The organism is Micromonospora sp. NPDC050397, from assembly GCF_044901685.1.
Classification (GTDB): domain Bacteria; phylum Actinomycetota; class Actinomycetes; order Mycobacteriales; family Micromonosporaceae; genus Micromonospora_G.
This window is the reverse complement of record NZ_JBJDPS010000005.1, coordinates 70,956-83,764: the sequence shown is the minus strand read 5'-3', so window position 1 is coordinate 83,764 and position 12,809 is coordinate 70,956. Positions and strand designations below refer to the sequence as shown.

General features: G+C 70.0%; 10 protein-coding genes and 1 pseudogene. All 11 read right to left on the bottom strand.

The window, feature by feature from the left end:
* Positions 1 to 119: 119 nt before the first annotated feature.
* The 11 genes and pseudogenes from ACI2K4_RS19225 to ACI2K4_RS19175 all read right to left on the bottom strand — a co-directional run bounded on the left by ACI2K4_RS19225 (position 120) and on the right by ACI2K4_RS19175 (position 12,801).
* A complete protein-coding gene (locus ACI2K4_RS19225) occupies positions 120 to 1,328 on the bottom strand; it encodes an LCP family protein (RefSeq protein WP_404513060.1) in 1,209 nt (402 codons plus the stop codon).
* 357 nt (positions 1,329 to 1,685) lie between these two features.
* Positions 1,686 to 2,918, bottom strand: coding sequence for an LCP family protein (locus tag ACI2K4_RS19220; RefSeq protein WP_404513059.1), 1,233 nt, complete (start codon positions 2,916 to 2,918; stop codon positions 1,686 to 1,688).
* A gap of 92 nt (positions 2,919 to 3,010) precedes the next feature.
* On the bottom strand, positions 3,011 to 3,988 hold the full coding sequence (locus tag ACI2K4_RS19215; RefSeq protein ID WP_404513058.1) for an NAD-dependent epimerase/dehydratase family protein: 978 nt from the start codon (positions 3,986 to 3,988) through the stop codon (positions 3,011 to 3,013).
* 206 nt (positions 3,989 to 4,194) lie between these two features.
* Complete coding sequence (locus ACI2K4_RS19210; RefSeq protein ID WP_404513057.1) at positions 4,195 to 5,871, bottom strand: cation acetate symporter; 1,677 nt, start codon at positions 5,869 to 5,871, stop codon at positions 4,195 to 4,197.
* The gene (locus ACI2K4_RS19205; RefSeq protein WP_404513056.1) at positions 5,871 to 6,230 is read right to left on the bottom strand and encodes a DUF485 domain-containing protein; all 360 of its coding nucleotides are present in this window, start codon (positions 6,228 to 6,230) and stop codon (positions 5,871 to 5,873) included. Before ACI2K4_RS19205 ends, ACI2K4_RS19210 begins: the two co-directional genes overlap by 1 nt.
* Positions 6,231 to 6,410: 180 nt before the next feature.
* Positions 6,411 to 7,010: pseudogene (locus ACI2K4_RS19200) on the bottom strand (flavin reductase family protein); the annotation flags it as partial.
* Positions 7,011 to 7,059: 49 nt separating this feature from the next.
* Positions 7,060 to 8,745 (bottom strand): ABC transporter permease, encoded by a 1,686-nt coding sequence (locus tag ACI2K4_RS19195; protein ID WP_404513055.1) that lies wholly within the window; start codon positions 8,743 to 8,745, stop codon positions 7,060 to 7,062.
* Positions 8,736 to 9,494 (bottom strand): ABC transporter ATP-binding protein, encoded by a 759-nt coding sequence (locus tag ACI2K4_RS19190; RefSeq protein WP_404513395.1) that lies wholly within the window; start codon positions 9,492 to 9,494, stop codon positions 8,736 to 8,738. Before ACI2K4_RS19190 ends, ACI2K4_RS19195 begins: the two co-directional genes overlap by 10 nt.
* A gap of 160 nt (positions 9,495 to 9,654) precedes the next feature.
* The gene (locus ACI2K4_RS19185; protein ID WP_404513054.1) at positions 9,655 to 10,665 is read right to left on the bottom strand and encodes a hypothetical protein; all 1,011 of its coding nucleotides are present in this window, start codon (positions 10,663 to 10,665) and stop codon (positions 9,655 to 9,657) included.
* 123 nt (positions 10,666 to 10,788) lie between these two features.
* Positions 10,789 to 12,429: a cation acetate symporter gene (locus ACI2K4_RS19180; protein WP_404513053.1), complete on the bottom strand. Its 1,641-nt coding sequence runs from the start codon at positions 12,427 to 12,429 to the stop codon at positions 10,789 to 10,791.
* Positions 12,430 to 12,801: a hypothetical protein gene (locus ACI2K4_RS19175; RefSeq protein ID WP_404513394.1), complete on the bottom strand. Its 372-nt coding sequence runs from the start codon at positions 12,799 to 12,801 to the stop codon at positions 12,430 to 12,432.
* Positions 12,802 to 12,809 lie beyond the last annotated feature (8 nt).

Sequence of the window (12,809 nt, the reverse complement as noted above, 5' to 3'; positions counted from 1 at the left end):
GTGAGGATTTCCCACGTCCGGCCTGAATCCGGCCTACCCGTTCGGCGGCCTTTGTAGCGTTGCCCGGCCGTCTTGTTGCCCGCTCTGCCCACTTCGTGGTGGAGCTACTTCTGGTGGAGCTATTTCTTGGTGGAGACCACGCTCGGGTTCGCCGCGACGAACTCGGCGAGCCGGTCCTCCTTGACCGCCTTGAACATCTCCAGGCTGATCGGCTTGAGCTGCTCGCGCTCCTCCGCGCCCTCCGTGGTGGAGTTGAAGGAGCCGTCGTTGGTGCGGAGCATCACCATGTCGTTGGCGGCGACGCCGCGCAGCGTGAAGACGAAGTCCGGCACGTTTGCCGAGCCGGTGTCCAGGACGAGCGTCTCGCCGGCCGCCTTCATCAGGCTGTTGAGCTTGAGCGGGTTGGTGGCCGCCCCGTCCTGCATCGCCTTCTTCGCCATCGCCTTGATGAGCTGCTGCTGGTGCTGCTGCCGGTCGTAGTCGCCGTTCTTCAGGCCGTAGCGCTGGCGGGAGTAGTCCAGCGCCTCCCAGCCCTCCATCTCCTTGCAGCCGACCTTGTGCACCACCGGCTTCATCGGCTTGCCGGTCTTTTTGGCGTCCGCGTTCCACATCGGCTTACCGTCGACCAGCTTCATGTGGTACGACTCGACCTGCTGGTCCACGCAGAGGCGCACCGAACCGAGCGCGTCGATGACCTTACGGAAGCCGCCGAAGTCGATGATCGCGGCGCCGTCGAAGCTGATCCCGGTGAGCTTCTTGATCGTGGCCGCCATCTGCTGCGCGCCGCCGGCCCAGCCGCCCCCGTTGCGGGCCCCGATCTCGAACGCGCTGTTGATTTTGGCCGTGCCACCGTTCCAGTTCGCCCGCTTGTTCGCCGGCACCTGGACCTCGGTGTCCCGGGGCAGCGAGACCAGGTACGCCTGGTCGTGGCTGGCCGGAATGTGCAGCACGATGATGGTGTCCGCGCGGACGTCCTCCGGGTCCCACGACCCACGGACGTCGACCCCGAGCAGGAGCATGTCGATCGGACCCTTGAGGTCCTTGCCGCCCTCGGCCTCCGTCTTGCCCGCCCCGCCGAGCAGGTTCTCCTGCTCGATGCTGCTGGTGGCCTGGCTGATCAGGGCCTTGCTGCCGACGATCGCGACGCCGCTGCTCACCATCAGCACGGCACCCATGATCAGGGTGAGTCGGGCCCAGAGTGGGTCCTTGCGCCGGGCGCGCTTGCCGGTGCCGCCGGTCTTGCTGGCGGAACCGTAGGTGTTCTCGCTGCGGGTCGGCGTCACGGTCGGGTCCGACGACGGGGGACGTCGGCGGGTCTGAACCGGCATTCTCGCTCCAGGGCGCGGATCGACGGGGGCGAGCCAACTGTACGGAAACAATTGGGATCTGGCGAGCTTTGCACGTTTCAAGCATGTGTCGTGTCAGCGATCGCGCTACTGACCCGGGGTCCTGATCGGACGACGACAACGATTGCACCGCCGTCGACCACCTGCGCGAAACAATGCGTGGTGGGACGGTAACGGCGCTGCTCACCGTCCGGGTTGGTCAACTCACTCTCGGATCGGGGCCGACCGCCGGGGCGTGGATTCCGGCCTGGTCGGAGTGCTGTGGTCACAATGGGTATTGGAGTGAGTCGATACCCGTGGTAATTGTCAACGGTCGGGCCATTGGCGCCGACTGCGCCATCAGTTGGCCGGCGGGCTGGCCGGCTTCTCTGTCGTCGCGGCCCAGTCGGCCATCTTGTCCGCCGCCATCGCCTGGTACATCGCCAGCGCCTTCTCCCGGTCCGAAACCACCACCGATTCCCCGTTGATGGTGTCGCTGCCCAGGTGCGGGCTGGTGAAGAACTTCAGGTTCTCGCCGCGCAGGTTGCGGAACTCGACCGCCATGTCCACCAGGGAGAAACCCTCGTCCACCGTGACGGCGGCGGTGACGGACTTGAGGAAGGAGTTCAGTTTCGCCGGGTTGGTCAGGGTCCCCGAGCTGACCGCCTTGTCCATCAACGCCCGCAGGAACTCCTGCTGGTGGCGCATGCGCGCGAAGTCGCCGTCGGGGAACTGCTTGCGCTGCCGGATCCAGTCGAGCGCCTCGGTGCCGTTCATGTGGTTGACGCCCTTGTTGAACTTGCGGAACGGCTTGTGGATGGAGGTGATGCTCCGCTCGACGGTCAGGTCGACCCCGCCCAGTGCGTCGGTGACCTCCTTGAAGCCGCCGAAGTCGATGGCCATCACATGGTCGATCCGTACGTCGGTGGCGCACTCGACGGTGCGTACGGCCAGCGGCAGGCCGCCGAACGCGAACGCGCCGTTGATTTTTCCGCGCTCGCCGCTGGCGCAGTCCGCCCCGGCCCCGTCCGGGATCGGCACGTAGAGGTCACGCGGGAGGGAGACGAGGTACGCCTCCTTGTGGTCGGCCGGAATGTGCATCACGATGATCGTGTCCGCCCGCCACTGGCTCGACCGGTCCACCGGCGCGTCCGGGTCCCGTGAGTCGCTGCCGACCAGCAGGATGTTCAGCGCGCCGCTGACCGACTTCGGCCGGTCGCCGGTGAGCTGGGAGAACGGGTCGGTACGGGCCAGATCGTCATCGAGCCCGCGGACGTACAGCCAGGCGCCGCCGGCGGCGACCAGTCCCAGGACGAGCAGCGCCGCGCCGGCCACCAGCGCGATCCGGCCCCAGCGTGGCCGGGGACCCTGGCGCGACGGGCCGCCGGGCGTACCGGGACCACCCGGGCCACCGGGACCACCCGGTCCGGCCGGGCTGCCGTACCTGCGGGTCTGGCCGGGGGCCGCGCTGCCCCGGGCCGGGCGGAAGCCGGCGGAGTCGGAGCCCGGCACGGTGGCACGTCCGGAGCTGCCGCCGCTCGATCTGGGATAGACGTTGGCGGACGAGGGGCCGGTGGACGCACTGGCTGACATGTGCCCCAGGGTACGTAGCCGAGCCAAGGGTCGCCCGTCAGCAACCGCCGAAACGGCGTAATTCGCCCCGAATTACCGTACGACGCGGCGGATCAGCCGAGGCGGTGGCCGAAGTGCTCGATCGTGCGGCGGAGCCCCTCCTCCGGGGCGACCGAGGGCGTGTAGCCGAGCCGGTCGTGCGCCAGGGTGAGGTCGGGCCGGCGCATCTCCGGATCGTCCGCCGTCCGGTCGACATAGGTGACCGAGGACTTGCTGCCGGTCAGCGACACGATCAGTTCGGCCAGCTCCCGCATCGAAACCTCGTGCTCGGTGCCGCAGTTGATCGGACCGGTCTCGGTCGAGTCGAGCAGCAGCAGGATGCCCCGGACCAGGTCGTCCACGTAACAGATCGAACGGGTCTGGGCGCCGGTGCCGTGTACGGTGATCGGCTCGCCGCGCAGCGCCTGGGTGATGAAGGTGGGGATGGCCCGACCGTCGTCCGGCCGCATCCGTGGCCCGTACGTGTTGAAGATCCGGACGATTCCCGCGTCCAGGCCGTGGAAGCGGTGGTACGCCATGGTGGCGGCCTCGGCGAAGCGCTTGGCCTCGTCGTAGACGCTGCGAATGCCGACCGGGTTGACGTTGCCCCAGTAGGACTCGGTCTGCGGGTGTTCCTTCGGGTCGCCGTACGCCTCGGAGGTCGAGGCCATGACGAACCGGGCCCGGTCCGCCACGGCCCGGTCGAGCAGGTGCAGGGTGGCGATCGAGCCGACCCGCAGGATCTCGATCGGCAGCGAGGCGAAGTCGGTCGGACTCGCCGGGGAGGCGAGATGCATGATCGCGTCGAAACGCGCGGCGACGGCCGGGTGGTGCTCGGGCAGCCCCTCGGAGACGTCGGCCTCGACGAGGGTGAAGCGCGGGTGGTCGATCAGGTGGGCGACGTTCTCCTTCGACCCGGTGACAAAGTTGTCCACCGCCACCACCGTGCAGCCACGGGCGATCAGCGCGTCGACCAGGTGAGACGGGACGAAGCCGGCGCCTCCGGTGACGAGGATGCGGTGACCTTCTCCGAATCGCTGGGCTACCACCATGGTGCCAGCCTACCCAGTACGCCGATCTCCCAAGGGTGTTGGGTGGGCGGCGTTGTCCACTCCCGCCCCACTCGTACCGCCCGGTTGCCGACCCGTCGCACCGCGTGACCGAACTGGAGTGTCGGTGAGAAGCGATTCGGGGCCGGACGACCGCGCGGTCGTCCGGCCCCGATCGGGACACCGGTCGTACGTCAACCGAGCCGGGGTCAGTGCGCGCCGTGTCCGGTCAGCGCCCGTACCTCAAGCTCGGCGTACTTCTCCTCGTCGGTCTCCTTCGAGACGATCGTGCCGACCCAACCGGCCAGGAAGCCGAGCGGGATGGAGATGATGCCCGGGTTGGAGAGCGGGAACCACTGCCAGTCCTGGTCCGGGAACATCGAGGTCGGCGCCCCGGAGACCACCGGCGAGAAGAACACCAGCAGTACGGCGCTGAGCAGACCGCCGTAGATCGCCCAGACCGCACCGGAAGTGTTGAACCGCTTCCAGAACAGGCTGTACAGGATGGCCGGGAGGTTGCCGGAGGCGGCGACCGCGAAGGCCAACGCCACCAGGAACGCGACGTTCAGGTTCTGCGCGAAGATCGACAGCGCGATCGAGATCGCGCCGATCACGAACGCCGAGATCCGGGCGACCCGTACCTCCTGCCGCTCCGACGCCTCACCACGCTTGATCACGTTGGCGTAGAAGTCGTGCGCCAGGCTCGACGACGACGCCAGGGTGAGGCCGGCGACCACGGCCAGGATGGTGGCGAAGGCGACCGCGGCGATGATCGCGAGCAGGGTGGCCCCGCCCAGGTCGCCGCCGAGGAAGTCGGCGCCGAGGGCCTGCGCGAGCTGCGGCGCGGCGGTGTTGCCGGCCTTGTCCTGCGCGGTGATCGCCTCCCCGCCCACCAGGGCCGCCGCGCCGAAGCCAAGGGCCAGGGTGAACAGGTAGAAGGTGCCGATGATGCCGATCGCCCAGAGCACGCTCTTACGGGCCGCCTTGGCGGTCGGCACGGTGTAGAAACGGATCAGGATGTGCGGCAGACCGGCGGTGCCGAGCACCAGGGCGATGCCGAGCGAGAGCAGGTCGACCTTGTTGTAGAAGGTCTGGGTGGCGTTGCCGGCCACCTCGACGCCGTACCGCAGGCCGGGTTCGAGGAACGCGTCCCCCTTGCCGGAGGTCGCCGCCGCGTCGCCGAGCAGCGCGGAGAGGTTGAACTTGTAGTGCGCCAGCACCAGCAGGGTCATCACCAGCGCGCCGGTCATCAGCAGGAACGCCTTGACGATCTGGACGTACGTGGTGCCCTTCATGCCGCCCACGGTGACGTAGATGATCATGAGGGCGCCGACCAGGATGATGGTGGCGATCTTGGCGGCGTCGGCGTCCATGCCCAGGAACGTGGTCCCCGGCCGGATGCCCAGCAGGAGCGCGACCAGCGCGCCCGCGCCGACCATCTGGGCCAGCAGGTAGAAGATCGACACCGTGATGGTGGAGACCGCCGCCGCCGTCCGGACCGGCCGCTGCCGCATCCGGAACGCCAGCACGTCCGCCATCGTGTAACGGCCCGAGTTACGCAGCAGTTCGGCCACCAGGAGCAACGCCACCAGCCAGGCGACCAGGAAGCCGATCGAGTAGAGGAAGCCGTCGTAGCCGTACAGCGCGATGATGCCGGCGATGCCCAGGAACGAGGCGGCCGACATGTAGTCGCCGCCGATCGCCATGCCGTTCTGGAAGCCGGAGAACGAGCGGCCACCGGCGTAGAAGTCGGTGGCGGTCTTGGTCTGCCGGCTGGCCCAGATGGTGATGCCGAGGGTGGCCGCGACGAAGACCAGGAAGAGCGTGATGGTGAGCGTACGGGCGGTGCTGTCGGTGGGTGCCGCCGCGGCGAACAGGGCTTCCATCAGGACTCATCCCCCTTGTCGGTCCCGTTGTCCAGCTCCTCCCGGATGCGGTCGGCGACCGGGTCGAGCTTGCGGTCGGCGTACCGGGAGTAGAGCCACGCGATCACGAACGTGGAGACGAACTGGAGCAGCCCGAAGAGCAGGGCCACGTTGATGTTGCTGCCGAAGAGCTTGGTGCTCATGAAGCCGCGTGCGTACGCGGAGAGGATCACGTAGAGGGCGTACCAGAGGAAGAACGCCACCGTCATCGGGAAGACGAAGCTGCGCAGCGCCTTGCGGAGCCCGCTGAACTCGTCCGTTTGTTGTACTGCGACGTACCGATCCGGCGCGCTCGCCGGTGCGGGAGCATCCGTGGACATGGGGAGTCACCACCTTCGCAGGTGTGGGGGATTTCGCGCACCGTAAGGAGGCGGCCGACCTGCCGGGAAGCACCTGCGGTGGGGGCGGCGGTCGGCTGCGCCGAACGGGCTACTGGCTGCGCCCAGTGACCCCGGTCACGCCGCTGATCGGCGACGGTACGACTACCGGCCGCTCCGGTCTCAGTCGGTCAGCCCCCGGTAACGCCCCCGGTGGTACACCATCGGCACGCTCTCGCCGACCAGCTCGACCAGCTCGACGGTCGCCTCCACCAGCAGTGACCAGCCGTACTCCCGGGAGGCGTCGAGGCGGCAGCCGATCCAGGCCCCGGCGTCGGCGGGCACCGGCCCGTACCCGGTGTCGGTCCACTCGCCGGTGGCGAAGAGACCGCCGGGCGCGGGAAAGAGGCCGGCGAACCGGTCGGCGAGCTGTCGGTGTGCCGGGCCGAGAACGGCGACCGCGAACCGGCCGGTGGCCGACGCGGCCGTCCAGAAGTCCGACTCCTCGTCCACCAGGCCGAGCACCCGTCCCGGCTCGCCGTCGACAACCACGGTCGACGAGACGGTCAATCCCGCCGGTGCCGCGTGCCCGCCCCCGCCGGGCGCGCTCACGTTCCCACCGCCGGGCGTACGCATGCTCGCGCCGCCGGCCGTCCAGAGGGTGACCGGCGATGCCAGCCGGCCACGTACGCGGCGCAGCGGCGACCGGTCTGCGTCCGGGGTGGCGAACGGGTCGCTGTCGTGGATCCGGGCACCCGGTTCTGGATTCACGTGAAACACCCGCAGCCGGCCATGATGATCTCGATTCCGCTCACCGGCCCATTGTCGCCGGTCAGCGGCGCGGGGTGATCGCGACCAGCAGTTCGGGCATCCGCCGGTCCAGCACGTCGCCGGCCAGGCGGATGCCGAGCGCCAGCGCGCCGAGGCCGTACCCCAGTCCGGCGGGGAGCGCCAGCCAGAGCCAGACGTCGCCGAGCAACGCGGTGGCGACCACCATCGGCAGCGCCAGCACCGAACCGATCACCATCGCCAACAGCACCTGTACGCTCTTCGCCACCCCGGCGCCACTGTTCATGGCAAACGGGTTGGTGCTCTCCGGCAGCGCGTACGGGCTGAGGATCGAGACGTACAGGGTGACCGCCAGCCCGCTGCCGTACGCGGCGAAGAGCGACCCGGCGAGCACTCCGATCCAGCCCGGCTCACGGCGGAAGAACGCCAGGATCACCGCGATCACCACCAGCAGCGGGACGACGTAGAGCGAGAACGCCACCACCCGGGCCCGCAGCTCCTGCCGACCGGGCACCCCGGCGATCACGTTCGCCGCGTACGCGCTGCCGTCCCAGCCGAACTGGTTCGCCGGGGTGATCGCCGCGACCACGCCGACAAAGATCATTGACAGGCTCACCACCACCGGGGACGCGGTCAGACCGCTGGTGTCGGAGGTCAGCCCCTCGCTGCCCAGGTTCACCGTGACCGGCACGAAGATGCCGACCACCGAGAAGGTGATCAGGCTGGCCCGTCGCCGGGTGTCCCGCCACCAGTAACGGGCCTCCCGGGCGACCAGCGCGCCGTACCGGTCGCGCGGCAGCCAGCCGAGCACCCGGGGGAAGAGCTGGGCACTGGTCGACGTGGCCCGCGCCGAGGGCCCCCGCGCCTGCGCCGTCTGATCGGCGTTGGCCGTGCCGAGCATCGCCGACTCCAGCGAGGCCGACCACCAGCGCAGCAGCGCCGCGATGGTGACGGCGGTGATCAGGAGCTTGACCGGGACCGCCCAGGCCCGGCCCTCGGCCACGTCCAGACCGATCGTGTACGGCGCCGCGACCGGGGTCCAGCTCAACACCCGGGCGATCCCGGCGAGTTGGTCCCAGTCCGCCCGTCCGACCCCGCTCAGCACCGCCACCTGGAGTGGGCCGAGCAGGGCGGCGCAGACCGCGAGCAGGATCGCGGCCAGGTCGCGGACCTTGCGGGACCGGAGCATGTTGGCAAAAGCGCTGGTCACCGCCCGGCTCGCGGTGACGCAGAGCAGCAGGCCGGCGACGATCCCCAGCGCGGCCACGACCGCCGCACCCCAACCGCCCAGCGCCCAGCCGCTGAGCACCAGGCCGGCGGTGGCGAGCAGGGCGGCGCCCGCCGGCACCCCGACCAGCGCGGCGGCGAGCAGCCCGCTGAGCAGGGTGCGCCGGGAGAGCGGGAGCAGGGCGAACCGGGCCGGGTCCAGCGTCTCGTCCACCCCGAAGAAGATCAGCGGCAACAGCAGCCACCCCACCACCAGCAGCGCGCCGCCGAAGGCACCGGCGATGCCGGCCATCTCCCGGCTGCCCACCAGGCCGGGCAGGGCGAGCAGGGTGAAGCCCGAGGCGGCGAACCATCCTCCGATCAGGACGCCGCTGACGAAGAGCGCGATCCGCCAGCCCTGGCCCCGGAAACTGTTCGCCATCATGCGCAGCTTGAGCCGGACGAAGTGCCGGGGCGAGACGGGATGGATGCCGGTGACCGCGCCCTGCGGGCTCAGAGCCACGCCAGTTCCTCCCCGGTGGCCGTACGACCACCGACCACCTCGACGAAGACCTCCTCCAGCGAGCGGTCGCCGCGCACCTGGGCGAGGGTGCCGACCCGTTTTATGGTGCCCTCGGCGAGGATCGCGACGTGGCTGCAGAGCCGCTCGACCACCTCCATCACGTGACTGGAGAAGACGACGGTGCCGCCACCGGCGACGTACCGCTGGAGGATGTCCCGGATCAGCGCGGCGGAGACCGGGTCGACCGCCTCGAACGGCTCGTCGAGGACGAGCAGGCGTGGCCCGTGCAGCAACGCGCAGGCCAGGCCGATCTTCTTCTTCATCCCGGCGGAGTAGTCCACCACCAGGGTCCGGCCCGCGTCCGCCAGCGCCAGTACGTCCAGCAACTCGCCCGCGCGTTGGTCCACCACCGTCCGCTCCATGCCCCGGAGCAGCCCGTGGTACGCCAGCAACTCGGCCCCGCTGAGCCGGTCGAACAGGCGTACCCCGTCGGGCAGCACACCGAGCAGTTGCTTGGCGCGTACCGGGTCGGACCAGACATCGTGGCCGAGCACCCAGGCCCCGCCCGTGTCGGGTCGGAGCAGGCCGACCGCCATCGACAACGTGGTGGTCTTCCCGGCGCCGTTCGGCCCGAGCAGGCCGTAGAACGAACCCGCCGGCACTTCGAGATCCACCCTGGCCACGGCGACTTTGGCATCGAACCGCTTGCCCAGCCCGCGCAGCGCGAGAGCGGCATGCTCAGCCCCGATCATCCCTTGACGGTAGTCGCTCGGAGCGCCGAATCGTGCCCGTGCCGTGCCGATCTGTCACTGTGCCCGTACGGAATCTCGGTTGCCTCGGTGGTCCGGTCGATCAGCGGCTCCGGAGGACAAAACGCTCGTACGGTCGTGGCGACCGACGGCTGTCAGCTCACCGGCCTGGCCCTGACTGACGGTCGAAGGCGCTGAGCAGGTACGTGAGGCTCCGGTAGCCCCGCGAGGAGAGCTGCCACGGCACCACGGCGGTGAGGTAGACCCAGGGCACGTCGGTGAGGTGGGGCCCGATCGTCCGGAACTGTTCGGCTGCCGTGGCGTGCTCGCCGGCCAGGACCAGGGCCGTGGCGAACTCGTTGTGCACCCGTGCCCAGCCGGGACGCCGCTGGTAGTCCGGGTGCCGCACGCTGCGGTCGAGCGCCTCGCGCAGTTCGTCCCGGACCTTCGGGGTGCGGAAGTGGCGGGTGTTGAGGCGGAAGTCGAGCCGCCCGGTGCGACCGGAGGTGCGCAACCAGTATTCGAGGTGCGCCATCGCGACCAGGCTGCCCAGCGGGCTGCCGGCGGGTGCCCGGTTCATCGACTCGCGGGCGAACGCGTACATGGCCTCGTGCGAGCCGCTCCACTTGACGCAGAGCTGTTGGAGTAGCTGCTGGTGTGCCCGCAGGTGGCCCGGGTGGCGGGAGACGACCTCGTCGAAGCGTCGGCGGGTCTCGGCCACGCCGAACTGCAGCCCACGGCTGGTGATCATCATCGTGTACCAGGCGGTGACGTTGTCCGGGTCCTTGAGGACCACCTGGTCGAGTGCCTCCTCGGCGATCTGGAGGCGCTCGAAGAACTTCCTCCAGCCCTCCCTGGTGACATGTTCGGCACCCGCGCTGCTCCTGGCTTTCCAGGCGAGGATGGTCATCCGGTAGCCGTAGAGCAGCAGCGCCGTCGCGTCGTACGGCTCGTCGCGGATCACGGCCGTGAGCCACTTCTCCACGCCCGGTACGACGCCGACCACGTGCGTGTAGAACGACCTGTCGTCGGGGTCGGTGATCCCGTCGAACATCTCCCGTACCGCCGGCCAGTCACGGCGGGCGGCGGCTGCCGACAGGCGGCGCGCGACCGGGTCACCCTCGCCGGGATCGACGTGGACGCCGAGCGCCCGTCGTAGCAGTGCCGACACGCGAACTCCCTGCGGGCGGTGTGGGTGGAGGGTGCGGTGCGAGCCGAGGTTATTGCAGGACCGGGCGTTTTTGATCATGAGTCGGTCCGGGTGATACCTAGATCACTACGAGCCGGTCGTCGGCTACAGGCGCAGTGCCTCGGGGGCGTGCAGGCGGAGCATGGTGGCGCCGACGTCGACCGGGGCCCGGCGACGGGTCGCCATCGAGACCGCGACCATGACGGTGAAGGCCAGCGGCACGGTCCACGCGGCCGGCTGGGCGATCAGGGTCGCCGGCCACCCGGCGAGCGGCGGCCCGACCACGGTGACCAGGACCGCCAGGATCGAGGCTCCGCCGCCGGCCAGGATGCCCGCCGCCGCGCCGAGGTCGGTCAGTCCCCGCCACCAGATGCCGAGCACCAGCAGCGGGCAGAAGCTCGACGCGGCGACCGCGAACGCCAGCCCCACCACCTGCGACACGTCGAGTCCCGAGACGTTCAGCGCCAGCACCAGTGGCACCACCCCGGCGACCAGGGTGGCCAGCCGGAAGTCGCGTACCGAGCCCCGGCCGAGCACGTCGGTGGAGATCACCCCGGCGACACTGGTGAGCAGGCCGGACGAGGTGGAGAGGAACGCCGCGAAGGCGCCCGCCGCGACCAGTGCGGCGAGCAGTTGACCGGTCAGGCCGCCCCCGAGCGCGGCGCTGGGAAGGAGCACCACCACCGCGTCGGTCTGCCCGGTCAGCAGCAACTGCGGGGTGTAGACCCGACCGAGCACGCCGTACAGGGTGGGGAGCAGGTAGAACATGCCGACCAGGGCGAGGACCACGAGGGTGGTCCGGCGGGCGGCGGCGCCGTCGGGGTTGGTGTAGAACCGCACGAGTACGTGCGGCAGTCCCATCGTGCCGAGAAAGGTCGCCAGGATCAGCGAGTACGTCGCGAACAGGTCCCGGTCCTGACTCCCCGCCGCACTCGGCAGCAGCCAGTCCGGCCCGTCGGTGATCACCCCGGACACCCGTGGCACCGGGTCACCGGCGGCGAAGGTCAGCTCGTCGCCGGGGCGTACCGCCCGGGTCTCGCCGTCGGGCAGGGTGAGGGTCGCCGGCTCCTCGACCACGACGGTGATCGCGGTCCGGAACGTCGGCCCGTCCGGCGGCGTGACCGCCGGACGGCCGTCCGACTGCCACTGCAACGCCAGGAAGATCACCGGTACGGCCAGCGCGGTCAGCTTCAGCCAGTACTGGAACGCCTGCACGAAGGTGACCGCGCGCATCCCGCCGAGCGCCACGTTTGTCGTCACCACCGCCCCCACCAGCAGCGCACCGAGTTCGTACGGGCCGCCGGCCACCGTGGTCAGGGTCAGCCCGGCGCCCTGGAACTGCGGCACCAGGTAGAGCCAGCCGATGAAGATCACGAAGAGGGTGGCGAGCTTGCGCAGCCAGCGCGAGCCGAGCCGGACCTCGCAGAAGTCGGGCAGGGTGAACGCGCCGGACCGGCGCAGCGGGGCGGCCACGAAGAGCAGCAGGGCCAGGTAACCGGCGGCAAAACCGACCGGGTACCAGAGCACGTCCACGCCGTACTTCAGGATCAGCCCGGCGATGCCGAGGAAGGAGGCCGCCGACAGGTACTCGCCGCCGATCGCCGCCGCGTTCCAGTTCGGGCTGACCGTACGCGACGCGACCAGGAAGTCCGAGGTGGTCCGGGCCAGCTTCAGCCCGTAGAACCCGATCGCGACCGTGATCAGGGTGACCGCGACGATCGCCGGGACCAGGTACGGATTCTCCACTCAGCGCTCCGGTCGCTGGATCAGGTCGGTGAAGTCCTGCTCGTTACGCTCGGCCAACCGCACGTACGCCCAGCCGACCGCGACCAGGAACGGGAACGCGCCGACCCCGAGCAGCAACCAGGGCAGGTTCACCCCGAACAGCTTCACCTCACCGGCGGCCGGGGCGATCGCGAACATCAACGGCAGGCCGCCGAGTCCGATCGCCACCACCAGGGACAGTCGCAGGGCGAGCGCGAGCTGTGCGCGTACGAGTCCGCGTACCAGCGCCTCGCCGACCCGGGTCTGCTGGGTCAGCTCGGTCCGGGTCCGTTCCGGACCCGGACCACGCCGGGACACCTCGGCCAGCACGATCCGGGACCGCCGTGCACCCAGCGGTGCCG

Excerpts from the sequence above, each read along its gene's own strand:
- ACI2K4_RS19225 (WP_404513060.1), bottom strand. The coding sequence starts at position 1,328 with ATGCCGGTTCAGACCCGCCGACGTCCCCCGTCGTCGGACCCGACCGTG.
- ACI2K4_RS19220 (WP_404513059.1), bottom strand. The coding sequence starts at position 2,918 with ATGTCAGCCAGTGCGTCCACCGGCCCCTCGTCCGCCAACGTCTATCCC.
- ACI2K4_RS19215 (WP_404513058.1), bottom strand. The coding sequence starts at position 3,988 with ATGGTGGTAGCCCAGCGATTCGGAGAAGGTCACCGCATCCTCGTCACC.
- ACI2K4_RS19210 (WP_404513057.1), bottom strand. The coding sequence starts at position 5,871 with ATGGAAGCCCTGTTCGCCGCGGCGGCACCCACCGACAGCACCGCCCGT.
- ACI2K4_RS19205 (WP_404513056.1), bottom strand. The coding sequence starts at position 6,230 with ATGTCCACGGATGCTCCCGCACCGGCGAGCGCGCCGGATCGGTACGTC.